Here is a 23,553-nt window from a genome sequence, read left to right as displayed (position 1 = left end):
CACACAACCGGCATACCGCGACGATCACACCTCGTCAGCCCCCAACGACGTCACGCCGCAAAGGTCAGTAAAAGAATGAGTTCAGTTGTCGGTGGGTGATCAGGCAGCAGGCGAGTTTGAGGAACGCTTCGTGGATGTCTGCTCGTCGTTCCCAGCGCACGCGCAGTCGACGGAAGCCGTGGAGCCAGGTAAAGGCCCGCTCGACCACCCACCGGTATACGCCGAGGCCGGAGCCGTGCTCGGTGCCGCGCCGTGCGATGGCCGTCACCGCTCTGCGGCGCGGTCGGCCGACCCGGCCACGGACCGGCGGGACGGCATCCAGCAGAGGCAGGAGCTGGGTGACGTCGTTGCGGTTGGCGCCGGTCAGGATGACGGCGAGCGGGGTACCGTGTCCGTCGGTGATCAGGTGGTGTTTGGAGCCGGCCCGGCCCCGGTCGACCGGCGACGGGCCCGTCGCGACCCCCTTTTAACGCCCTGACGTGCGAGGAATCGACCACGCAGCGGGACCAGTCCAGCTTCCGTTCCGCGTTCAGCTCAGCCAGCAGCACCTCGTGCAGCCGCTGCCAGACGCCGGCCTCGTTCCAGTCCCGCAGCCTGCGCCAGCAGGTCATGCCCGAGCCGAACCCCAGCTCCCTGGGCAGGTACTCCCACTGGATGTCCGTGTGCAGCACGTACAGGATCCCGCACAGCACCTGCCGGTCGGGCAACGGCTTCCGGCCCGGATACCGGAACCTGCGCTCCCTCCTCGGCAACAGCGGTTCGATCCGCTCCCACAACTCGTCCGACACGATCCACGGTGATGCCCCCATGCACCGGCAACGGCTCAACCCACCGCACGGACACGATCCACGGCACCACCTCACCTCATTGTGTTAGCCGTTGTTACTGGCGAGTGCCGCAAGGCGAAGGAAACTTCGTGATCGGTGCAACCCGACCTGCCAGCGATTGCCCCCTTGTTGTTCAGGACAGCAGCGAGCCCCCTCCCTGATTGGGAAGGGGCTCAACGCGTGAGTACCGCAGCCACCTCTTCCTCGCTGGCCACTGTCATCGCCCCAGCCTCCCTGACGTCAGTGCGCGTGACCACTCGCAGCCGGCGCCGAACCCGCGTTCTTGCACGCGGACACCCACACTCAGCCCGCGGTCCCAGAGAGCAGCGCTACCAGACGCCGGTAGAGGCTGCCGCTGGGGAGCATGACGCCTCCCCAGCTCGACGCCGGGTCCACTTCGGCTCTGTGGTTCAGTCGGTGTCGTCGCCGCACTTCGGCTCGGCGGACCTGCCCTGTCGAGCCGCTCGTGTCGGCGGGGACGGCTGGGTACCGTCCTTGGTGACCGGCTGGAAGTAGTGGTCCAGCGCCCAGGCGGCCACGTGGGTGCCGGCCCGGCAGCCGACTACGTCCGCCGTGCGGGAGTGGACGCCGCCCCACACACGCGCGTCGACGACGTCCCGGTTGAGTTCGTCGGCGGACCCGTAGAGCCGAGTGTTGCCGGTGACCTCGGAGGGGACGTAGAGGTCGATGTGCGAGGTACCGAGAACGCCGGTCACGGCGCGTGCTACGGCCGCGGTGACGGTCGTATGGCCGGCGATGTAGTCCGGGTGTGGCGGAGTGAGGAGCAGCGGCTCCCAGGCCGGGTCAGCCGCCGTCGCGGGGTTGCCGTCGGTGTCGGCGAGGCGGATGGCGGTGATCGGCCGCCAGGAGCCGTAGTGGAGCTTGGCGTCCCATGCGGTGACGACGGCGTCGGTCGCCGACGCGTTCACCGCGGCGAACAGCCGGGCCGTCTCGGCGATGCCGAGCCGGTGCCGGGCGGCGTGGTCTCGTACGGCCGTCTGGACCTGTGCGACCAGGTTGCCGCTGAAGAAGAGGGCGGTCTCGGTCTGCTGCGCGCTCCTGCCCGAGCCGGTCTTCGCGCCCATGGCCTTCAGCTCCTGGACATCCTCGGCGTAAGCGGCCGAGGAGAGGGCGGGTGGTCCGCCAGGGCGGAACTGCTGCGGGGAAGCGAGCAGGAGGGGGCGGAGCCTGGCGAGCCAGGTGTCGATGAAGGGCTGGAACGCGGGCGGGGTGGGCCGCCAGACCCCCGGTGCTGGGGAAGCGGTGAAAGGAACGTCCGCGAATCTGCCGTCCCCTTCCCGGAGTTCGATGATGCGGGCGGCAGCGCGCTTTCCGTAATCCACGCCCCGGTCTCTGGCCTGACCGGCCGGAAGAGCGGCGAGCGAGTCCGCGTACGCGGTGTCGAGCCGCTCCTTGAAGGCCGGGAAGTAGGTGAGCAGCACGTCGTGGGCCGCAGTGGCGGCGGCCGCCGCGGAGTATGCCTTGGCCGGACCGAGCTCGTGCCATTTGTACAGGGCGTAGCCGCCTTCGATCCCCACCACGGCGTTGTACACGGCGACGGAGACGAACCCCTCCCAGATCGCTGCCTGCCCGGAGGGGCGTGGGCCGAGGCTGGTCTTGATCGTGTCGGTGGCGATGGCGTTCCACTCGCGGACCACGGCTGCCGGGTCCGCCGCCGTCCGGGTGTCCGTGTCGGGGGGACTTGTCGCAGCAGTGAGCGTCACTAGGGCGATGGCCGCGACGGCGCAGATGAATGCTCGGAAACGTGAACGCGGAGGAACGGGAAGGGGGGAATCTTGATGCACAGCGGGCTCCCTAGCATTGAGTGCCCAAGGCTTAGCAACGGCCCCCTGCGTGAGCAAGACAACTCGCCGCGACCGGGCAGGCCCAGGGCGCCCTCCAACGCCTCACCGCCCGCTACGAGAAGATCACCGCCGCCGGACGGACCCTGCATCCACCCCAGTCCCCGGAGAACCGCGCCGCAACTGGGCAAGAGCCGCAAACCTGCTCACCCGCCTCGGCACCGACGCGACCACGTGCTCCCGTTCACCCCCGACTGGCGGGTGCCTTCGACAACAACAGCGAACAGGCCATCCGGAAGGCCAAGATCCAGCAGAAGATCTCCGGCGGCTGTCACTCAGACGCCACTACACGCCAATGAGCACCCTCCCGACCGGGCGAGGGGGCTCAGACTTATTGAGTCGGAACTATTGGGTTGCCTATCTGATCGGGTAGCGGACGTGGCGGGCGTGGAAGTAGGCGTGGTCGATGTGGGGTTGGCGCTGTCTGCGTCGTAAGAAGCGGCGGGTTTCGTGAGTGAGGTCGTGGGTGGAGCGGGCGCGGGAGGCGTGCACGTGCCGCTTGATGTCTGCGTTGAGTAGCTCGTCGGGGTTGAGTTCGGGTATTCTCCGGCCGGGGGGTGCAGCGCGGGGCGGCCGGGCGGTTGGTTCCCGGACGTCGCCGGGAGCCATGTCGTCCCGCAGCCGCAGGTAGCGCACCGGATGCCGGTGCCGGCCCAGGTCGAGCGCGGTATCGGCGTCGACTTCGGCGACGAGGTCGGGCACCACGGGCTGGAAGACCAACACCTCCTTCGTCCCCCACCCTGCCGAGAACTCCCGGCCCCACCAGGGGTGTTCCGGCCCCGCTGGACGCAGGACCGCACCCAGCTCGGCCACCGCCTTCCGTGACAGCGGCGTCGAGCGGGCGACCAGCCGCAGACGGCCCCTCGCGTCGAACCGGCCGAGCAGAAGACTGAGGGGTGAACGCGCGGTACCGGTGACCGCGCCGATGATCCCCTCGGCCGTCATGCGCGTCCTCAGCTTCAGCCGTCCGCGCTCCCCGGGCCGGTACCGGGAGTCGGAATCCTTGATCATGACGCCCTCGACGCCCGCCGCTCCCCACGCCGGGTCCAGCCAGGTGCGGGCCGTCGCGGCGTCGGTGGTTTGCGGGCACAGCGCCCAGGGCGCGGCGAGCCCGAGGGAAGCGAAGAGGTTTTCCAGCGCAATCCTGCGTTGGTGCAGGGGTTGGTCCACAAGGACGGCGCCTGAGACCTCGAGCAGATCGAAGATGATCAGATGGGCGGGCTGATTCCGGGCGGGGCGCGCTCTGCCCTGGCCCCGCGGAGCCGGGCCCGGTGCTGCAGTGCTGTGAAGTCCAGCCTGCCGTTGTGCCAGACCACCAGCTCGGCGTCGACGACCACCTCGACACCGAGCGTGGCTGCGGCCCGGGCGATCTCCGGGAAGGCCGGGCCAAGGTCAGCGCCGCGCCTGGACTGGAGGTACGGCTCCGGGCCGGTGAACACGAGGACGCGGAACCCGTCGACTTCCTGCTCGAACAGCACGGGCCTTGACCCGGGCGCGGCAGAGTTGTCACGGAGCGGGCCAGCATCGGCTCGACCGGCGGTGAGAGGTGCACTCTTCCACTCCTACGCTTTTCGCGCCCCGCTCGCCTGTCCGCCGTCCTGTCCAGGCTGACCAGCAGCACAGCAATCGGGCAGGAGGTGCTCGGCGGTCCCAGCCCCCGGTTGGCGCGCGGGCGCACGATGTGTCTGGCTACCCCAGCGCCCCCAGGGGCCCCCAGGGGCGGCAGGGTACGCAGCGCCCCTGACGCACCTGCCGCGAAATCCCTCGGCGTGGCCCGGCCGGCGCCTCGGTCACAGCAGTCGATGGCCTGTCAGATGCGGCATCTAGGCTGTCGCAGAGATCGATCAAGGAGTAGGGCAGTGCGAATAGAGCGTCACCAGGTGGGCGGGGCCGTCGTGTCGGCAGCACGCGAGGACTTCACGAACCGCATCGGGGGTCAGGTGCGGTCCATGTCGAGGGGCGGTCGGATGGCCACCTACGAATGGCAGTCGATCGCGGACGAGTTCCTTGACTACCTGGGCGCTCTTTCCGTCGCGACACCCGACCTCGACACTCCGGAGGCCAAGGCCGCCCTCAAGGACGCCTCCGAAGCCGCGGCCGGCGCCGTCGCCTACGCCGCCTACCACCCGCACTGCAGCTTCCAGGTCTTCCTGGAGTACGTGAACTTCGGCATGAGCTACGACCCCGGTGAGGATGCCCCCGAGGAGAGCGTCACGCCCGGGGAGTGGATCGACGCGCTCTGCCTGGCGCTCCTGCGGGACAAGGCGAAGTGGCACGGGGAGGCTTTCCACTTCGCCCGGGAGAAGTTCGCCGAGAAGGCGCAGGGGACGCCCATCGGTGAGCTCGCCACCGGATTGATGGCCGTGGTCCTGGAGGACACCGGCAACGACGAGGAGTATCCGCCGAGCGCGCAGGCCAAGCTCACCGCCATCGACGCGGCCCTGGACCGCGTCCGAACCCGCGCCCAGGAGACCGGTGAGCCGCTCCTGGACCGGCCGGACGGTGCGGCGCTGCTCACGCTGCGCGCCCTGACCGCCGAGGACCGGGGAGCCTTCGATGCCGCGCTGGCCGACCTCCTGGCCAGGCACTCCGCCCTGCATGGCCCGGCGGCCTCCCCGCGCACTCTCCTCCCGCTCGTTCCCATCACCCTCGCCGCTCTCGCGTACCGGACCCTGGGCTGGGCCCCGGCCGTCCGCACCGACTACCTCCCGCACGCGCTGATCACCGGCTTCGAGACCCGAGGCCCCCGGGTCGGCGGGTTCGGCCGGAACCGGCGCCCGGACGCGGTCGCCGCGCTCGCCGCGGGCCCGCTGGTGGTGGAACGGCCCGCCTGCAAGCGGACGGTGAACCCGCGGAGCGAGGCCTTGTACGAGGAACACGTTCAGGAGGCGTTCACCGCCGTCGACGGAGAACCCCTCGCCGTCTGGCGGCTCGGCAGTGTCCTCGGTGATCAGGAGCGCCTGTTCAAGTGGCGGGCGGGGGACTCCTCGGTCACGGACGCCCTGCTCGCGAACCTCCGGCTGGCCTCCCAGATGGGTGCGGCCCTCTTCCGTATCGCCCTCGCGGAACCGGGCACCGAGGCCGAGGTGACCATCGGCGGCCGCACGCTGCGCTACCCGGCCGAGCCTGACGAGGAGGCTGGCGCCGGCAACTGGCAGACGGCCACCGCCCTCGCCCTCATCACCGGCGCACGCGAGGACCTCGCCCCGCTGGTCCTCACCGGCCCCACCTTCGCCCGCCCGGACGGCTCCGCCTTCAGCGCGTACCGCGAAGCCCTCCACGCCTACCTCAAGGGCACCGACCCCGAACCGGCCGCGCAGCGGGCGCTGCGACAAGCCGAGAAGGCCAAGGACTGGGGCTTCGCCATGCCGCCGGCCGTGCTGCTGTCACAACTCGTCGAGGGCGACGAGGAGAGCTTCAACCTGGCCCTGGCCGACGCGCTCGAAGCCCACCGCGACTACTACCAGGTCGCCGACCGCGCCGACGATCCGGACGCTTCCGTCAACCTCGACATCCTCGCCCTGGCCTGCCACGCCCGCCGCCGCGGCTGGGCCATCCGCGTCGATTCTCCCTACCTTCCGCAGGATCTCCTGCGGGCCGCCGAACCCTTCTAAGGGGGCCGGGGCCGCAGCGGGATGCCCCTGCCGGCCCCCAGGCCGAGGGCGGAGCGGCGCCTGCATGTGTCCAGGCGGCTGGTGACATCCCAAAGGCCGGGCTCCGGAAGGCAGTACGTTCCCTCATCCAAGGCCCATGAAGCCGGGAAGGGAAAGCTGCAGCCGCCCGGTCAGTTGTCGGCCATGTGCCGGAGCTGGCGCAGCACTACTACGGCCGGCGTCGCGCCGCCGGCGGCGCCCACGCCACCGCCCTGCGCACGGTCGGCCGCGACGGCGTCATGTATCCGCTCTGACCACCGGTACGGCGTGGCATTGCCGCTCTACCGCTCGGCGGTGCCGTCCCCACCGTTAATCTCGTAGATCCGCTCTTGAAGTCGTTCACCGGCCCAGTCCAGGTCGACGCCCAGGTCGAACCAGTGCCGGTCCTTGCGGACTTCGGGCGGTGAGAGGTTCACCGCCGCCCAGGAGAACACTCCCAGGAGGATGGAACGCCCGTGCTGCGTTGTGCGCACGGACAACGCAAACGGCGCGGCGAGTGCCGCGCGGGTGACCAGCATGAGCTGTTCGTCCTCGGAATGTCGACGCCCACCGGTGAGGAACCGAGGTGTTTCAAGGATCTTGACCCACTCGACCACTGCGTCTGCCACCTGGGCGCGCAAGGACTCTTCTATGCCCTTGCGGACGGCGGTCGCGGGATCATCGCCGAGCCAGCCAAGCCAGTGATCAGGGTCAGTGAGCTTGCTGAAGTCGTCCTGTGGTGCCCCGTGGCGGGGATTCTCCTGGTACTCACCTGTCAGTTTCCCGCTGCTGTCTACCAACCAGGCGCCGCGGATTGCCTCGGGAGGTACGTAGCCGTTCGGGTCGTCGATATACGTCGGGTCGATCTCGGCGACGCTGCCACCGGGATTCTCGGCGGCCGCAGCCAGTAGCGCCGGCTCGTTCGGTATGTCCTTACGCCGGCTTCGCGAGCCAAAACGCCCCACGTTCCCACCCCCGTCGTTGTTCGCCCAGTTGACCGCGATTGTGCCGCACCGGTCAGGACCGCATGAGGGGGGTGTGCGTGACGGCGACGGGTGGGTGGCACATCTCAGCGAGCAGGTCTGTCCCACCCCCGAGCAAAGCGGTCAGCCAACGCCCAACCAGGTCACGACAGCCAGAACGAGTGGGACAGGACACGCCAGAACAGTCAGCAACAGCCGACGTCCGGTCGGCGTCATGCGACGTACCCCGGGCGCGAAGGCGAGCGCGGCGAGCAGTGCGGCACCGCTGGCCAAGCCCGCCGCGTACTCCGCGAGAAGACCCCCGACGGCCGCCCCTTCCGCCGCGCCCCACAGTGCGACCATGCCGACCAGGAAGGTCAGCCATGCCATCGATAGGACCGTGGCAGCGCCGAGCAGAGCTCCAGTCGTCTGTGGCCCAGTAGTCGTCGTGGCGGACGCAGCCGCCGTCGGCGACGACCAGTCCCTCGGCGGTACGTCGGCCGGGGCTCAGCGATAGCGCGACGCCGTGGTCGTCGGTCGTGTGGATCTCTTGCAGGCCGGTCGCTTTGCCGGTGACCGGGTCAGTCTCCGACTCCGTTGTCACCTTCCATCCCCGCTCGGACCACCGCCTGCGAAGGTCGGCGACCGCCGCGCGATACCCGGCGTCGCCGTCCTTGAAATCCGGGGCCCAGGAGACTGACGGCTGGTCCCGGTGGGTGTCAGCCCGGTCGCCACCGAGGTCGTCCACGCAGGATGCGCTGGCCCTGGACTTTCCCAGGATCACGGAGTCCGGATCCGAGCCCAGGAAGCGAACTGTGTCCTCGCCGGCGGCCTGCGTGTCGCGTACGTGCGCCAGAAACTGCGCCTCGGAACGGACTGGACCACCCATCACAGCGGTGCAGCCCATGACGAACCCCACGAGGAGGAACACCACTACGGCCCCGGCAACGGACAGCCCCTGGACCCTGAACCGGCGGCGGCAATGCCCTGTCCGGCCGGCGGCCGGCCAATGAGCAGCTGCTGATCGACTTCGCGGCGGCCATCGGTGCTGGCGAGAAGGCCACCCGGGGCCCTGCTGGACGGTCCCGCGCGGGTCCTGGCCGGGCCGCCTGGGCCGCTGTCCTCCTACCCGTGCGCGGTGTACAAGTGGGTCGAGGGGCTAGAAAGCAAAGGCAGCGGGAGATAGCCGTTTTGATGCCGCCCGCCCCCTCGTCCCCGCGCAAGCCTCCCCCACGAAATGAACACACCGCCCCATACGGTGAGCAACAGCACGCCACAGAAGATCACTAAGCAAACGAGCCAGCTACGCCACACGATCCTCGTCAGTTCCGTTCGGTGAACGACGTCAAACCGCCGCTGTCGGCCAGTTGCTCGTCGACACCGAGGAGGTCCTCCGGCAGGAGGCTCCAGACAATGACGTCGGTTCGCACCTCAGACCACTCGCCATCCGCGGTCCTGACGCGCGCTGTCCAGGCGTTGCGCAGTACGCCCTCGGCGATGCAACCGATGTTCTGGGCCACCTGCTGGGCAGCGGTGTTGTCGGCGCCGGTGCGCAGCTCCAGCCGCTCGAACTTCTCGTGGCGGAAAAGCCACTCGGCGATACCCAGGACCGCCTCGGAGGCGTAGCCCTCGCCGCGTGCCCAAGGGCTGATGACGTATGCAATATCGGAGGAACGGACGCGCCAGTCGGTGTTGCGTAGATGCACCATTCCGACCAGACGTTGGGTGAGGAACTCAGTGACAGCGAAGACGATGCCGCGGCCCTGAGTGCGTTCGGCCGGGGCAAGGTCGGCAATCCAGGTGCGGGCGTCGGCCTTGGTGTACGGCTGCGGTGCGGACGTCCAAGCAGTGACGGACTCATCGTTCATCATTTCGGCGAACGCCTCGATGTCCTCCTCATCGAGCGGGCGCAGGATTAGCCGCTCCGTGCTGATGTAGATGCTGGGGAAGGTGTTCGTCGTGGCTGGCGTCGTCGCCGTTTGGGCTTCGGCAACCCGGCTGGCCCCTTCCCCGGCTGCGGCCCGGCGTCGGGCCTCGACCGTTACCTTGTCGAGGGCAGCTGAGAGGGTTTCCGGGGCGGAGTACCGTGCGACGAGTCGGTCGTAGGCGGCACCCCGCTCGGCCGACTCTGACTCGCCGATGTGCGTCGGATCCATCTTCATGCCTCCTTGTCCATCCGCATCGCGTTCCTCAGGGTTCGCCGCGCGTGAGCGAGGTTGGCACTCGCCTGCGCCGGAGTGCACCCGAGAATCTCGGCGATCTCCGAAGGAGTCATGTCAACCAGTGTCAGCGTCATGACTTCCCGCTGTCGTCGGGGCAGGGCGCCGATCGCGGTGCCCGCGACCAGCGCGAGCTCCGCTGCGACAAGGTCTTGCGCGGACCTCTGGTCAACGAGGTCCCATTCCGGCAGTCCGGCCTGCTGCTGACTGCCTGCCAACTGGCAGGCCACGCGGGAAGCAACCGTTCGGACCCAGGCTTGGGGTGCCTGTACTTTTCCCCAGTGCTGGATCAGTCGGGTCATCGCTTCCGCGGTCGCGTCTTGCGCGACCACCTCGGTGAAGCGGCGGTGGACGACCAGCATGGCGATCACCCGCGGATAGTGTTGCTTGAAGAAGGCCGTGAAGCTGTCGGAATCACTCTCCACTCCGATCGTCCCTCCGGCCCGGGCGGGCCTCGCGCCCGCTCCTGCGCTTGACGATGACAATTAGCAGGACCAGCAAAGCCGAAATGAGCGTGATGGTCACTGATTTGGTGGTCACGTACAGGGTTCCCAGGCCTCCCAGAACTGTATTGATCAAGAGAACCAGGCCAGCTGTTTCGCCGTGTCCCGCGCCAGGAGCCGATCCGGACGGGGCGGTGTTTCCCGCTGCTGCGCCGGGGAGAGGCTCTGACTGCTCGGGGGGCTGCGGGTGGCTTTCCGTCATGTCTACCCAGAGCTCCCAGAGCCCCTTCACATGAAATATGATCTGAGTCACAGCTGAGAGTGAGGTCGATGCAGACATCCCACCGTTGCTTACGCTGCCGCTCTCACGAGGTGCAGCCTAGTTCAAACGGCCGACGCCGCAGACGCGACCAGCACGGCGACGGTTTGCGCAGCCCTGCTTTGGCTTCGGCTACAACGGGCGGCGCTCGGCAGCGCCTAAGCCACGCCGTCCTGGGGTTCTCGACACGATGCAGCACGTGGGGGCGATGAGGTCAGCGCCGCCGTCATCCCACCGCACGGCATGGAAGGCGTACGAGGCAGCGCCCTCCGCCATCCCGAAGGTGTGCCCGGAGCGCTCCGTCCCCCGGGCCCGCATGACCACGTGCGTTCCGTCCGCGTAGTAGGTGAGCACGCGATCGAACATGGTCGCGGGGCAGGTCACATCCGATGCCAGGGGGCGCGCCCGGATCACGATGTCGGCGACCTTATCGGCGTCGACCCCGGGGATGTTCATGCGCCGGTCGGGCTCGACCTTCCAGGACAGGCCGGGGAACAGGCGGTTCACCTGCGCGCGGACCCACTGCCACGCCGTCCGAGGCCTCCTCGGTGGGCTCGTTCGCAGAGGAGTGCCAGCCTTCGGCGCAGTCCGCGCCCTGCTCGCCGAGCAGGGCCATCACCTCGGCGCGGGTGATCTCTTCCAGGGCTGGGTGCCGGCCTGCAAGCGGTGGACGTACCGGTGGAAGAGCTGGAGGGCCAGGGACTCGCCGTCCAGGTGGTGGGCGTAGACGATCCGCAGGACCGTCCCGTGTCCCTCGGAGTCGGGAACCAAGGTGGCGATGGCGGGCGGCGGTGTGGTGTTGATGGCCATGAGAGAGCTCCGTTTCGTGCAGGAGCTGAGGGGCGAGCGTGGGCCGGCCGCGGCATGCGGCACGGCCGCCGCGCCGGATTAGGAGGGCGGAACGAACTACCACGGCCAGAACGGCGGGCGGGTCGTGGTGGGGTAAACCACCGGCCGGGCCTTCTGCTCGGCGGTTGCCCGCTCGGCACGCTCCCGCACGGCCCGCTCCAGAAGCCGGGGATGCTTCAGGGCATTGCCGCAGGAGACGGTCACCTGCCGGCCGAGCCTCCAGCTTCTTTCCGCAAAGATCGCGTCCCTCGCAGGTCACGTCTCTTTGGGCGACGGGTCAAGTCTCAGCCCGTGTCGTATTGGCCCGGCGCGTCCTGTCGCATAGCTGGCCCAGCCGAGACCCTACAAGGTGACCAGAATCACATTACCCTTGAAGGAACCCGGCGCGGCAGGCCAGTTGCCGCGCCGTTCGATGTCAGCCGTGAGGTAGCCCGGCAGTTGGCGGACGAGGTGATGGGCTTCCTGGGCAGTCTCCCTCAGGATGACGAGGACGGCCTCCTACTCCCGAGCGGTGGTGTTCGGGTTCTCCCCACCACCGCCGTCGCCCCGCTCACGCGTCAGCTCCCGGTGTTCGTGGGTCAGCACCATCCACGCCGCGCTGCCGACGGTCAGGATGCAGTCCCTACCGGGTACCACCAGCCTCTTGGCACGACGATGGCCTCTGACCAAACTGGACGCTATGGGGGACGCATTCTACGGACTGGTTGGCGCACTTGGTGGCGGACTCATCACCTCATGCGCAGCATACTTTGGGCCATTGCACGTTCAGCGAGTGGCTCTCAGGAGGCATCAGCAAGAAGCTGAAGAGACGCTTCGGCAGCAGCGAGAGGAGGCGGAACGGTCCCGCAGACAGAATGAAATCGCACTCGAAGAAGCTCGCTCCGCTGCGCGCATCGCAGACTATCAGGCGCGGCGAGAATCCGAGACCGCGCGGATTATTAGGATTCGCTCAACGACGCGCACTTGGAGCGAATTCTTGATTGAGATTCACCAGAACCTGACGTCACAAATACCGGTGGACCTCAACCGCTTCGACGAAGAAATTCAACGGATCAGGGCAGACGCACAATCCGCCCTTGATGACGTTCTACATGATGGAATATGGATCCAACAGAGTGCCTACGGCGCATACACCGTCCAGGGAAACGGCGAGCATATCGCGTTTAACGTCCTAACCAGGGCAACGAGCGTGGCCCGTTCCGATATCATCAACGGGTTGAACCACAATCGATATTTGTCACTGGGAAGCCTGCTCGACGAAGTCGAAACAGCGCGGGGTTCCCTCGCTCAGACACTTCTGAATCGCATTGAACAGATAATAGACCGCGAACCACCACCCCTACCCCTCGGGTACTTTGGTTCCGCCACGCCGGATGATCACGCGGGGTAGCTGCAGAGGCCCCGGCCGCAAGGTTACGGTCGGGGTCGACAGAACTATGTGCGCCTGGACGGCAGCTAGCCGCAGGAGCCAATTGTGCCGGACACGGGCCTTATCGGTGCCAGGGCGGCGACCTTGCCGCCAGCTCTCTCGGCTCACAATCGCTCGATCTCGAGGTGCTGGGCGACGATCCGAGACAGTGCCAGCTGCTTGAATTCTTTGAGTTCGGCGAGTTCAGCGTTCTGTTCGTCCAAGCGCGATTCGAGCTTGGCGTTCTTGTCTTTGAGTCGTTGGATCTGGGCGGTTCTGGGGTCGACGACGGTGCCGGCCTCCTGCAGCAGCTTCAGCCGTCGCTCGAACTCTTCGGCGAGGTGCTGGTATGGGCGGGGGCGGGTGGTGCCGTCGCGGTTCTTCTTCGGGTAGAACGCGGTGCGGGTCACGCCCGCTTCGGCCGCCAGGGTGCTGAGAGGGGGTTTGAAGTAGGCAAATTGCCCTTGATGCCCTAGTACGCGCCTCGCCAGGTGGGGGTGGTCTCGTCCGATATGCGCCTGGTGAGGTTGTCGACCGAGGCGATGTGGATCATGGCTTCGGAGCTGGCGGTGAGGGTCTCGTAGTCGCGGACCAGACGGCGGTGCATCATGATCCAACCGATACTGCGCTCGACCACCCAGCGTCTTTTCACGACGTGAAACCCGCGGGTACCCGGGTTCCTGTTGACGACTTCGACATCGATTCCTAGGCGGGCGCCGTGCTCGACGACGGCGATCTTGAAACCGGCGTCGCCTCAACTCTTGGAGATGGTCGGGTACTTCTCCTTCGCCTGGTCGAGGAGGCGTATTCCCAGGGCATTCTCCGATAGGCCGGCGGCGGTGACGGTCACGGCAAGGATGAGGCCGATCGTGTCGGTGAGGATGCCGCGCTTCCTGCCGACTATCTTCTTGGCCGCATCCGTTCCCTGGCTGGTCAGGGGCACGTTACTGGAGGTCTTCACGCTCTGGGTGTCGATCACCGAGGCGGTCGGCTCGGGCTTGCGCCCCTCCTTCACTCGGGCCAGTCCCGTCAGGTCGTAATTGAGCTGGGCGAAGATCCCTTCGTCCCGCCACGCGGCGTAGTAGGCATAGACGCCTGCCATGGTTCGGGAAGTCGTGCGGGAGGTATTTCCAGGGGATTCCGGTGCGGTTCACATAGAGGATCGCGTTGAAGACGTCGCGTAAATCGACCTTGGTCGGCCGCCCGGTCGGCCTGCGGTCGAGCCGGGCCTTTCTCCATGCCGTCAACGTAGGCTCGATCAAAGCCCATCGGCGTCGGACAGGCCGCTGGGGTACGGCTTGCGCTCGCTCACGGCGTAGCGTGATCACGAGTGAGCCGGAGGGCACGGTTCCGCTGCCCATCAGGCGATTCCGTCGCATCTTCAGACCAGACGGACTTCCAGGTGTAGAAGTGAACGAGATGGATGACCAAGCCTCCGTCCCAGGGAGCGTCATTCGATGCCTACGGGATAAAAGCTCTCAGAGCAGGACAGGGGCGAGAGTCGCATATGGGGCCGGACCTGCCTAAACGCCCTCTTAGACTCGTCGACCGTCAGACACCTGGTCTCGATGTCTGAGTCCGTCAGCTCAACACCTGAGTTATTGGGGTTGGCGCAGTTGTTGTTCTGCCGCCCCTCCTGCGCGGTGTTCTGCTGGAACACGTCGGCGATGCTGGAGCCGCCTTCGGTGCGTGCGCCGCCGCCCTTGGTGAGGGTGTGCTTGTTGTGCGAGGCGTCCTTGTTCTCACACACGCTGTCCTGCCGCCCGCCATTCGCGGTAACGGCGAAGTCGGAGTTGGCGCAGGCACTGTTCTGGCGACCCCGTTGTGCCACATTCTGCTGCTGCAGGCTGACTTGACCAGAACCGCCGACAGCCTTTGCCCCTTCGGACTTTACGCGGGAGAACCCGTTGAAGGATCCGTCACCGTTCACACACCGTCCCGTCACGTCATCGGAGAGCAGTGCGAGACTGCCTCGGTTGATGTCGCCGCAGGCACTGCTTCTCGGAGTGGCAGGTGACGAGGGTGGCGTGGAGGTCCAGGACCAGGCCGGGCAGGTCGCGTCCGCCCGCGCGGGAGAGCGGTGTCCCGCGCGGGGTCTCGGCGGCCTGCAGCCAGGCGATTTCCCGGGCGGCGGCGGGGCCGTGCGCAGTGCCGCGAGTGTGGTGGTGTCGATGTCGGCCAGGACGCGCCAAGCGGTGGGGGTGGAGGCGACCGGGCCGAACACCTGGCGCTGATCGCACAGGAGCGCCAGGTCCGCGATCGCCTCGCCGCCGTCGGCGAGCATCACCGCCAGGTCGATCGCCAACCGGCCGGGATCGTGGCCGGTGCCGCGCGGCCGCAACCGGTGCAGCGCGTTGGTGAAGAAGCCGGTCAGGCCCGTGGCTTCGGTGAGGTCGGCCAGCAGGCGGGATCCGGCGTGGCTGACCACTCCGTGACCGTCGGCCGAGACGACGAGCTTGGGACGCGACCCGGTAGTGTGCACGCAGAAAGTGCCTTCCTGCTGTGGTGACAGAAGCCCTAGGCAAGCCTCATCATCCCAGCTGAGAAGGCACTTTCGTCTTTCCGCTCAAGATCCGGACACGGCCGCAAGTGAAACGCGCAGGTTAGCTTTAGAAGTCGATCCGTCGGGCTGACCGACCTGGGTCTCTTGGAACCTTGCTGGGGTAGTCGGGGCAGGGCTGATGCGTTCTCAGCCGGCGAGATGAGCTGATCGCCCTGGCTGTCTGGCCACCGTCGGCTCAGCCCCCGCTACGAACGCCAACCCCGCACTGTCTCGTGGTGCCTGCCACTACCGTTATCCGCGGCCTTCGGTGAATTCGCCGGTGGTGGGCGCGGCGGCAGCTGCGGTGGTTGGGCGTGAAGAGCAAGATCCCATTCATCTCAAAAAGTATGACCATCAACTTGCCGGGCCGCGGTTTGACCTTGCTGACTGAACCGACTATGGAAACCTTGCTCTACTACATCGCCGATCGAATCGATGAAGACCGTGACCTGTCTTGGGATCCGGATTCAAAATCGACAGCGGGAGTCAGGCTCGTTCTTCGGGACGTGCCGCAGCTTGGGACACGCCTCTATGCACAAACAAAGATCTGTACGGGGATTACGACCGTCTGGCAGCGGAGTCGGATTTCAAGGCTATTGTCGGAGTTGCGGCCATCGTTTTGAGCTGCGTGGCGGCCGTCCTGGTGGAGCCGTGGTGGGGCCTTCTGGCCGTCCCCATGGCCTGTCTCATCTACCGCGGCCTCTCGACCGCCCAGCAGGCCAATGACGTCTTGGTGAAAGCGATCCTCACCGACATTGTGAAGTCTCCCAAGTCGGAGGAGTATATCACCTCTGAGTTGAGCAACGAGCCCAGGAGTACACCCATTCTCACCAGATGCGAGCCCGTCTTCGCTCCGCGCGAGGCATCTTTTCATGGCGCAGCAACCAGACCGACGAAATGCAAGAGTCCGAGTATTGGACCGATAACCCGCGGCGTTGATCGCCGCAGCACTGGCTGATGGGCCCACGACAGATCATTTGACATGATGATACTTTTATTAACTCACACGAGTGAACTTTACATGGGAATCTTCGCTATCAATTCGCACATGGAGCGCTGCTGCAGGTGAACTTCGCCTTCGGCACTATGAACGGGTCGAATACTGATATACGGTGGATTTTCTCGGACCGCTTGAAAATGTCGTCCGGCGATCGGCTGCGAGGTGGCGGATGACGTACACGAAACTCGACGAACCGCTGATCTCGCGCGTGCACGCACTGAAGCAGGCCGCCCTCCGCCAGGACGAGGACGACGGTGCGAGGCTGGACCGGACCGAACGGATCAAGGTCCTGCTCCAGTTCACCGGCGACCTCGCGGTGGTGGAGGAAGCCGGATTCTGGCCGGATTTCCGCACCGCGCGGGTTGCGGTCGGCACCATCGCCGCCGAGGACCTCGAACGGATCTCGGCGCTCGACAGCGTGGTGGCGATCCAGAGCGACCGTCCGGCCAGGTTCACGGGCGCCGAGACTCCCACCGGCGTGCCAGCCGGCCTCGGCGGGACCGCCGCCTCGGACCTCGTCCACGCCATCCCGCCCGGACTCACCGGACAGGGCGTGGTCGTCGGGATCGTCGACAGCGGCATCGACATCTTCCACCCAGCGTTCCGGAAACTCGACGGGACGACCCGGATCACCTCGCTCCTCGACTTGACCCTGCGCCAGACGATCGAGGTCAGGGGCGCCCCCACCGGAGGTTCGATCGTCCTGCGGTGGTTCGTTCCGGACTTCGCGCGCGAACAGGCGACCAGCCCCCTGACTTTCCCCCTGACCGCGTCAACCCTGCAGGCCGCGCTGGGGGCGTTCGGCGGAGTCGCGCCGGGCGACATCGTCGTCACCGGTGGCCCACTCCCCACAAAGCCGCTGACGATCGATTTCGAGGGCAACTTCCTCAAGCCGGGCTTCGACAGCGCGAGGATCAACGCCCTCCGCCTGACCGATGTCACCCTGACCGGGGGGACGAGCCCGAAAGTGAGCGTCATCCGGGGCCGCCTCATCTCCGCCAACGAGATCAACGCCGCCCTGGCCGCGGCCCCGCCACCGCCCGCAGCACCACCGCCGTTCGTATCGCGCAACCCCAACGGCCACGGCAGCCACGTCGCCGGCATCGCCGCCGGAATCGGTCTGCCCCGCTGCTGCTCCCCGGATCGGACCGTCGGACTCGCCTACGGGGCAGATCTCGCCATCGTCCGTACCGTGCCCTCCGAGAGTGACATCCTGCGGGGAGCCGCGCATTGCCTCGAACAGCCGTGGCTCCCCCCGGGCACCGACCCGAAGCCGCCCGCGGTGGTGAACATCAGCCTGTTCGTCAACGGAACCCCCCACGACGGCACGTCCATCCTCGAAGCGGGGCTGGACGACCTCCTTGTCGGAGTGCAACGCCGGGCGATCGTGGTGAGCGCGGGCAACGCGAGCGGGCTCTACAAACCCGGACCTCCCGGGTCCGCCGCCGAGGAGTCCGGACAGCACGCGTCCAGGATCGTCCCCGCCGGGCAGTCGATCCCTCTCAAGCTCGCCATCACCCCCCGCACCGCTCAGGCGCTACTGATGGACATCTGGTACGCGGGGCCGGGACAGCTGACATTCGCCCTTACCCCACCGCCCAGCGTCGGAGGAACGGCGATGATACCGGTTCCGCCCAACCCGGACCCGAACGCATCGTCCGTGCGCCAGACGCTCGGACAGGGGAAGACCGCGCACGTGGTTTTCGTCACCTCACGACTGTCCGTGGCACCGAGCGGCAAACGTCTCATCCGCGCTCAGATCAGCCCGCCTCCCGCCGTGCCACCGCTGAAACCTCAGATCACCCCCGACGTGTGGACCATCACCCTCACGGAGACCCAGGGGAGCGACACCCGGTTCGACTGCTGGGTCTTCGGCAGCTCCGCCGACCCGTTCTCCCGATTCGTCCTCACGGATCAGGAGCCCACCCGGACCATCACCTCACCCGGCGCAGCACGCCTCCCGATCACCGTTGGCGCCTACGACCCGCGGACCAATCTGCTCGCGCCCTACTCCGGCCGGGGGCCGACCACCGACTTCCGGCTCAAGCCTGAGGTGTGCGCGCCCGGCATCGACATCGTCTCGGCCAAGGCGGGCGGCGTGCCCCCCGATCTCGTCACCGCCATGGACGGGACCAGCCAGGCCGCGCCGTTCGTCGCCGGCGTCATCGCGCTCATGTTCGAGGTGAATCCCGACCTCGACCACCCCACGATCGTCGGGCACCTCATCTCCACCTGCCAGCCGCCGGTGCCGCCCGTCCCGCCCACGCAGTTGGACAGCGGCTGGGGCTACGGCCGCGTCGACGCCGAGAAGGCCATCCTCGCCGCACGGCCCGCCCCGCTCGCGGAGGCGTTCGCCGCCGGCGGCGAGCCGCTCGTGCTGCCCGCCGCCGCCTACCCCGCCGCCCACGTCCCGGTGGCGGTCCGGATACGCAAGGTGCTCGACCGGCTGGCCGAGAGCCCGACCGGTCGCCGTGCCGCCGAGCTGTGCTCCGCACAGGTCGAGGAGACGCGCCGGCTGGTGAACACCGAACGACGTGTCACGGTCGCCTGGCACCGGATGCACGGCCCGCTGCTCGTACGGCGGCTGCTGCTGAGCGACCTCGCCCACGACGAACCCGTCCCGCGCACGCTCGGTGGCCGCCCGGTGGCCGAGGGGCTGGCCTGTCTGCTCGACGAACTCGCCGCCGCCGGGAGCCCGGCACTGCGCGAGGCCATCACCGTGCATCGCGACTTCCTGCTCCGACTGCCCGGTGCGCGACTGTCCGACCTCGATGCCCTGGCCGACCTCGACGAGACGGACGAGCTCGACGACCGAGCGGAGTTGAGCTGAGATGGCCGCCGGAACCCTAGAGCTGCTCGCCCGGGAGATCGCCAACGCCCTGCGGCCGCTGGAGCAACTGCTCGGCGCCGAGCAGCGGCAGGCGTTCCTCATGGAGCTGGGCCTGTGGCTGCCGGGCGGGCTCGGCGCCGCCGACGGCCCGCTCGGCACGATCGCCGTGCAGGCCGGAGGCCTGGGCGATCGTGTTGCGGCTGGACGCCGCGATCACGGACGACGTCGCCGAGCGCATCACCCTGGAGGGGGTGTCCCTGGTCGGCGCCCTGGGGCAGGTGTTCGGCGCACTCGATGCCCTGGGGCCCGCCCTCGACACCGCGGTGGCCGGAGCGCCCGGTCTGACCGACGCCCAGCGGGCCAGGATCCGGGCCGAGGCCAAGGAGCTGCCCCGGCGGATCCTCGACTGGGCGCTACTCACCCACATTGAGGCGAAGAGCCGAAACGCGCTCGACGTGCTTTCCCTGCTCGGGATGCTCACCGACCTCCAGGGGTTCTCCGATCCGGCCGACCCGACCATCCTGGCCGGCCGCCGCCGGACGCTCCACCTCGACCGGCTGCCCACCCTGTTCACCGCTCCTGGTGACCTGTTCCGCGACGTCTTCGGCTTCGGCACGCCCGGCTTCGACGGTGCCGAGCTGTTCCGGCGCCTCGTCGAGCACCTGGTGGCCCGCGGTCGGCACTTCACCTACGAGAGGCCGCCCGGCGGCCCGCAGGTCCTGGACGCCTACATCCTGCGGCTGACGGTCGACCCGGCGAGCGGTCCGCCCTCGCTGCTCGCCCGGGCCGATGTGGTGGCCGACGCGGACCTGGTCCGCGAGTACCGGCCCGGTCCGCTCTGGAAGCTCTCCTTCGAGGCGCGGACCAGGTTCGAGTCGGGGCTGGAGGCCCGGGTCCGGCCGCCGCTGAGCATCGAACTCCATCCCTCCACCGGCGGGTTGCAGCTCGCCGCCGCACTCGGGCTGACCGCCGAGAAGGCCGACGGCGCGCCGATCGTGCTGCTGGGGAAGGCCGGCGGCTCCCGGCTGGAGATCCGCCGGTTCACCGCTGCCCTCGGGCTGGCGGCGCAGGCCGGGCCGGGCGGCAGCGCCACGGCCGAGCCCACCGCCCGTCTCGACCTTGCGGGCGGCCACGTCCTGATCGACCTCTCCCAGGGTGACGGCTTCATCAGAAGGATCACCGGCGGCGGGCGGATCGAGTCCGACTTCGAACTGCGGGCCCTCTGGTCGCCGTCGGGGGGGCTTCGGCTGGAGGGCAGCGGCTCGCTCGACCTGGCGGTCCCGACACACCTGGAAGTGGGCCCGATCGAGGTCACCACGCTGTACCTGAGCGCGGGGGTCGGCGCGGCCGGCTCGGTACCGCTGGAGATCTCCGCCGCCTTCAACGCCGAGCTGGGTCCGGTCAAGGCGGCGGTCGACCGGGTCGGAGTGATCGTCAGGTCGCGGTTCCGCGAGGGCGGCAACCTCGGTCCGCTGGACATCGGCTTCGAGTTCAAGCCGCCCACCGGCGTCGGGCTTTCGGTCGACACCGGGGTGATCTCCGGCGGGGGCTTCCTGTCGGCCGACCCGGCGCGCGGCGAGTACTCCGGCGCGCTGGAGCTGAAGTTCGCCGGATTCGTCGATCTCAAGGCGATCGGCCTGATCAGCACCCGGATGCCGGACGGCACCGACGGCTTCTCGATGCTGATCGTGATCACCACCGAGTTCGGCGGCCTCGGCCTGCAACTGGGGTACGGCTTCACCCTGCTCGCCGTCGGCGGCCTGATCGGCCTCAACCGCGGGATGAACCTGCAGGCGCTCGTCGAGGGGGTGCGCACCGGCCGGATCGAGTCGGTGATGTTCCCGCAGGACGTCGTCGCCAACGCCCCGCGGATCCTCAGCGATCTGCGGGCCTTCTTCCCGCCTGAGCAGGGGAAGTTCCTGATCGGGCCGATGGCCAAGATCGGCTGGGGCACGCCGACGCTGGTGAGCGTCTCGCTGGGCGTCGTGATCGAGATTCCGGGCAACCTGGCGATCCTCGGGGTGCTGAAGTGCGCGCTGCCCACCGAGGAGCTCGCGCTGCTGGTCCTGAAGGTCGCCTTCATCGGCGCGGTCGAGTTCGACAAGTCGCGGCTGTGGTTCTTCGCGCAGCTCTTCGAGTCGCGGATCCTCACCATGACGATCGACGGCGGTATGGGCCTGCTCGTCGCCTGGGGGGACAACCCGGACCTGGTGCTGACGGTCGGCGGGTTCCACCCGTCGTTCCGGCCCCCGCCGCTACCGTTCCCGGTGCCCAACCGGCTGGCCGTCGACATCCTGAACCGGCCCGGGGCGCTGATCCGGGTGTCCGGGTACTTCGCCCTCACCAGCAACACCGTCCAGTTCGGGGCTGCGGCGGAACTCCGGCTGGGCTTCGAGGACTTCGGGGTCGAGGGCCATCTCTCCTTCGACGCGCTGTTCCGCTTCTCCCCGTTCTCCTTCGTCATCGAGATCGCCGCCGACGTCTCGCTCAAGGCGTTCGGGGTGGGTCTGTTCTGCATCGACCTGCGGTTCCGGCTGGAGGGTCCGTCGCCGTGGCGGGCGCGCGGACGCGGCTCGATCTCGCTGCTCGTCCTGGAGATCTCCGCCGACTTCGACTTCAGCTGGGGCGAGGAGCACGACACCACGCTGCCGCCGATCGCGGTGCTGCCGCTGCTCGGGGGCGAGTTCACCAAGGTCGAGGGCTGGCGCACCAAGCTGCCCCCCGGCGGCGGCGACCGCCGGGTGACGCTGCGCGCGCTGCCGGAGACCGACAAGCTCGTGCTGCACCCGCTCGGCACCCTGTACGTGCAGCAGCGGGCGATCCCGCTCAACGTCCGGATCGACCGGGTGGGCGCGCAGCGGCCGAGCGACGGCCGGCGCTTCACCGTGGCTCCGGCGGCGGACAGCGGCCTGGTCCAGCTCTCCACCCCGGACGACAAGTTCGCGATGGCCCAGTTCCAGGACATGGACGACGCGGCCAAGCTGTCCGCCGCGCCGTACCAGGACCAGGATGCCGGGATGGAGTTGAGCGCGGAACGGGAGGCGCTCGCCTCCGCCCGGGTGGTCCGCCGCAGCACCCGCTACGAGCTGCACATCATCGACTCCCGTCGGAGCACGGGTACCCCCACGGACAGCAGCCCAGGCGCTCCTGCGGGCATCGCCGTGGGGACCGCTGCGGCGGTTCAGGTAACCGAGGCGACCGCCCCGGCGGGGAGCCTTCGCGCGCGGTTCCACGACGTCCCCGCCGCCGTCTACGAGCAGTTGCTGGAGGGCAGCAGCACCAGCCGCTCCCCCCTGTCGCGGCGGGACGCCGAGCGCCGCCGGCCGTTCGCGGGCGGGGACACCGTGCAGCTCACCGGACAGCGGTTCGCCGTCGCCTACCGGCGCAACAACCTCCAGGCCTTCCCGCCGACCTCGGACGTCGACCGGGGCGCAGCCACCTTCCGCAGCCCCGCGACGGCGGCCGACGCGCTGGCCGACTGGGTCGCCGCGGACCCGGACCTGGCCGACGCCCTGCACGTCATCCCGGTCTCGGAGGTCGCCGCCCCGCTCTCCGTCCCCGGGGCGTGGTCCGAGGCCGCTTCGCTGCCGGTCGCGGCCGCCGGGCTGGAGGCAGTCCGGCTGGCCGGCGGCACCGTGCTCGTCGCCGGCGGCGCCGACGGGACCGGCCGGGCGCTCGGGTCCGCGGCGCGGTTCGAGCCGGCGGCCAAGACCTGGTCGGCCGTCCAGGGCCTCGCCACCGCGCGCCACGGGCACTCCACCACCGTGCTCGACGACGGCCGGGTCCTGGTGGCCGGCGGCCGCGGCGCGGACGGGAAGCTGCTCGACTCCAGCGAGGTCTTCGACCCGGTCGCCGCTACCTGGAGCCCGGCGGCCCCACTGAGGACGCCCCGGGCCGGGCACTCGGCGACGCTGCTGAGCACCGGCGCGGTCCTGGTGGCCGGCGGCACGGGGGCGCGGGGCGGCGGCGAGGGCACGCTGGACTCGGCCGAGCTGTTCGCCCCGCGCGTCGGCAGCTGGTCGCCCGCGAAGCCGATGGCCGACGCCCGGTCCGGGCACCGCGCAGCCGTGCTGCCCGGCGGCCGGGTACTGGTCGTCGGCGGGGCGCTGGCCACCGGTGGCCACCCGGCCTCGCTCGCCTTCTGCGAGCTGTACGACCCGGCCGCGGGCACCTGGTCCGCCGCCGGGAGCCTCACCACCCCGCGCCGGGGCCACCAGGCCACCGTGCTGGCCGACGGCTCGGTCCTGGTCACCGGCGGCGAGGCGACCGGGATCCCGGCCGACGGCCGGTTCACCCTCTCGCCCCTGGCGTCGGCGGAGCGCTACGACCCGGGCACCAACACCTGGGGCCGGCTGCCGGACATGCCCGGCGGCCGCAGCGGGCACCGAGCGCTGCGGCTGCGCTCGGGCAAGGTCCTGGTGGTCGGCGGCACCGCCGGACCCGCCTTCGCCGGGGGCTTTCGCAACGCGACGCTCTACGACCCGGCCAGCCACGGCTGGACCACCACCGGCGGCCTGGCCGACGGCCGTACCGACTTCGCCGCCACCGAGCTGGCCGACGGCCGGGTGCTGGTCGCGGGGGGCGTCACGCTCTCCGGTCCGGCGTCCCCCGGGGAGGCCGCCGTCATCACCGCCGGCACCGAGATCCTCACGCCGTGACC

General features: G+C 68.8%; 17 protein-coding genes and 2 pseudogenes. 5 read left to right on the top strand and 14 right to left on the bottom strand.

What is annotated here, in order from left to right; all coding sequences use genetic code 11:
* Positions 1-64: 64 nt before the first annotated feature.
* The 4 genes and pseudogenes from ACIBBH_RS39480 to ACIBBH_RS39465 all read right to left on the bottom strand — a co-directional run bounded on the left by ACIBBH_RS39480 (position 65) and on the right by ACIBBH_RS39465 (position 4,167).
* A pseudogene (locus ACIBBH_RS39480) lies at positions 65-809 on the bottom strand (IS5 family transposase).
* A 428-nt stretch (positions 810-1,237) separates the two neighbouring features.
* Positions 1,238-2,551: a vanadium-dependent haloperoxidase gene (locus ACIBBH_RS39475; protein ID WP_399413341.1), complete on the bottom strand. Its 1,314-nt coding sequence runs from the start codon at positions 2,549-2,551 to the stop codon at positions 1,238-1,240.
* Positions 2,552-3,046: 495 nt separating this feature from the next.
* On the bottom strand, positions 3,047-3,886 hold the full coding sequence (locus ACIBBH_RS39470; RefSeq protein WP_399413373.1) for an ATP-dependent DNA ligase: 840 nt from the start codon (positions 3,884-3,886) through the stop codon (positions 3,047-3,049).
* Positions 3,887-3,897: 11 nt separating this feature from the next.
* The gene (locus ACIBBH_RS39465) at positions 3,898-4,167 is read right to left on the bottom strand and encodes a hypothetical protein (RefSeq protein ID WP_399413339.1); all 270 of its coding nucleotides are present in this window, start codon (positions 4,165-4,167) and stop codon (positions 3,898-3,900) included.
* 402 nt (positions 4,168-4,569) lie between these two features.
* Between ACIBBH_RS39465 and ACIBBH_RS39460 the strand changes: the two genes are divergently transcribed.
* Positions 4,570-6,303: an immunity 49 family protein gene (locus tag ACIBBH_RS39460; protein ID WP_399413371.1), complete on the top strand. Its 1,734-nt coding sequence runs from the start codon at positions 4,570-4,572 to the stop codon at positions 6,301-6,303.
* 320 nt (positions 6,304-6,623) lie between these two features.
* Here ACIBBH_RS39460 and ACIBBH_RS39455 read toward each other — a convergent pair whose 3' ends face one another.
* The 6 genes from ACIBBH_RS39455 to ACIBBH_RS39430 all read right to left on the bottom strand — a co-directional run bounded on the left by ACIBBH_RS39455 (position 6,624) and on the right by ACIBBH_RS39430 (position 11,074).
* Positions 6,624-7,286, bottom strand: coding sequence for a hypothetical protein (locus ACIBBH_RS39455; protein WP_399413337.1), 663 nt, complete (start codon positions 7,284-7,286; stop codon positions 6,624-6,626).
* A gap of 141 nt (positions 7,287-7,427) precedes the next feature.
* Positions 7,428-7,673, bottom strand: coding sequence for a hypothetical protein (locus ACIBBH_RS39450; RefSeq protein ID WP_399413335.1), 246 nt, complete (start codon positions 7,671-7,673; stop codon positions 7,428-7,430).
* 932 nt (positions 7,674-8,605) lie between these two features.
* On the bottom strand, positions 8,606-9,223 hold the full coding sequence (locus ACIBBH_RS39445; protein WP_399413369.1) for a GNAT family N-acetyltransferase: 618 nt from the start codon (positions 9,221-9,223) through the stop codon (positions 8,606-8,608).
* A 218-nt stretch (positions 9,224-9,441) separates the two neighbouring features.
* The gene (locus tag ACIBBH_RS39440) at positions 9,442-9,927 is read right to left on the bottom strand and encodes an RNA polymerase sigma factor (protein ID WP_399413333.1); all 486 of its coding nucleotides are present in this window, start codon (positions 9,925-9,927) and stop codon (positions 9,442-9,444) included.
* Positions 9,928-10,396: 469 nt separating this feature from the next.
* Positions 10,397-10,771 carry a hypothetical protein gene (locus ACIBBH_RS39435; protein ID WP_399413331.1) on the bottom strand — a complete coding sequence of 125 codons (375 nt, stop codon included), beginning with the start codon at positions 10,769-10,771 and terminating at the stop codon, positions 10,397-10,399.
* A gap of 108 nt (positions 10,772-10,879) precedes the next feature.
* Positions 10,880-11,074 carry a hypothetical protein gene (locus tag ACIBBH_RS39430; protein WP_399413329.1) on the bottom strand — a complete coding sequence of 65 codons (195 nt, stop codon included), beginning with the start codon at positions 11,072-11,074 and terminating at the stop codon, positions 10,880-10,882.
* 718 nt (positions 11,075-11,792) lie between these two features.
* Here ACIBBH_RS39430 and ACIBBH_RS39425 point away from each other — a divergent pair.
* Entirely contained in the window at positions 11,793-12,503 is a 711-nt protein-coding gene (locus ACIBBH_RS39425; RefSeq protein ID WP_399413327.1) for a hypothetical protein, read from the top strand.
* Positions 12,504-12,646: 143 nt separating this feature from the next.
* Here ACIBBH_RS39425 and ACIBBH_RS39420 read toward each other — a convergent pair whose 3' ends face one another.
* The 3 genes and pseudogenes from ACIBBH_RS39420 to ACIBBH_RS39410 all read right to left on the bottom strand — a co-directional run bounded on the left by ACIBBH_RS39420 (position 12,647) and on the right by ACIBBH_RS39410 (position 15,003).
* Positions 12,647-12,931, bottom strand: coding sequence for a hypothetical protein (locus tag ACIBBH_RS39420; RefSeq protein WP_399413325.1), 285 nt, complete (start codon positions 12,929-12,931; stop codon positions 12,647-12,649).
* 62 nt (positions 12,932-12,993) lie between these two features.
* Positions 12,994-13,833 (bottom strand): annotated as a pseudogene (locus ACIBBH_RS39415) (IS5 family transposase).
* Positions 13,834-13,971: 138 nt separating this feature from the next.
* Positions 13,972-15,003, bottom strand: a complete 1,032-nt coding sequence (locus ACIBBH_RS39410; RefSeq protein ID WP_399413323.1) for a transposase — start codon at positions 15,001-15,003, stop codon at positions 13,972-13,974.
* 374 nt (positions 15,004-15,377) lie between these two features.
* On the opposite strand from ACIBBH_RS39410, the gene ACIBBH_RS39405 reads away from it, so the two are divergent.
* Together ACIBBH_RS39405 and ACIBBH_RS39400 are read left to right on the top strand one after the other, a co-directional pair.
* Positions 15,378-15,686: a hypothetical protein gene (locus tag ACIBBH_RS39405; protein WP_399413321.1), complete on the top strand. Its 309-nt coding sequence runs from the start codon at positions 15,378-15,380 to the stop codon at positions 15,684-15,686.
* 546 nt (positions 15,687-16,232) lie between these two features.
* Positions 16,233-18,893 (top strand): S8 family serine peptidase, encoded by a 2,661-nt coding sequence (locus tag ACIBBH_RS39400; protein ID WP_399413319.1) that lies wholly within the window; start codon positions 16,233-16,235, stop codon positions 18,891-18,893.
* Between the two features lie 16 nt (positions 18,894-18,909).
* Here ACIBBH_RS39400 and ACIBBH_RS39395 read toward each other — a convergent pair whose 3' ends face one another.
* A complete protein-coding gene (locus tag ACIBBH_RS39395) occupies positions 18,910-19,110 on the bottom strand; it encodes a hypothetical protein (RefSeq protein ID WP_399413317.1) in 201 nt (66 codons plus the stop codon).
* On the opposite strand from ACIBBH_RS39395, the gene ACIBBH_RS39390 reads away from it, so the two are divergent.
* Positions 19,085-23,551, top strand: a complete 4,467-nt coding sequence (locus tag ACIBBH_RS39390; RefSeq protein ID WP_399413315.1) for a DUF6603 domain-containing protein — start codon at positions 19,085-19,087, stop codon at positions 23,549-23,551. The two genes, ACIBBH_RS39395 and ACIBBH_RS39390, sit on opposite strands and share 26 nt — an antisense overlap.
* Positions 23,552-23,553: the final 2 nt, after the last annotated feature.

It is taken from the genome of Streptomyces sp. NPDC051636 (genome assembly GCF_044453765.1).
In the GTDB taxonomy this organism is placed as follows: domain Bacteria; phylum Actinomycetota; class Actinomycetes; order Streptomycetales; family Streptomycetaceae; genus Streptomyces.
The sequence above is the reverse complement of the archived record's forward strand: the minus strand, read 5'-3'. Positions and strand labels throughout refer to the sequence as shown.

What these genes read in the sequence shown, in the direction of transcription:
- ACIBBH_RS39450 (WP_399413335.1), bottom strand. Translation starts at nt 7,673, where the DNA reads ATGGCATGGCTGACCTTCCTGGTCGGCATGGTCGCACTGTGGGGCGCG.
- ACIBBH_RS39400 (WP_399413319.1), top strand. Translation starts at nt 16,233, where the DNA reads ATGACGTACACGAAACTCGACGAACCGCTGATCTCGCGCGTGCACGCA.
- ACIBBH_RS39425 (WP_399413327.1), top strand. Translation starts at nt 11,793, where the DNA reads ATGGGGGACGCATTCTACGGACTGGTTGGCGCACTTGGTGGCGGACTC.
- ACIBBH_RS39430 (WP_399413329.1), bottom strand. Translation starts at nt 11,074, where the DNA reads ATGGCCATCAACACCACACCGCCGCCCGCCATCGCCACCTTGGTTCCC.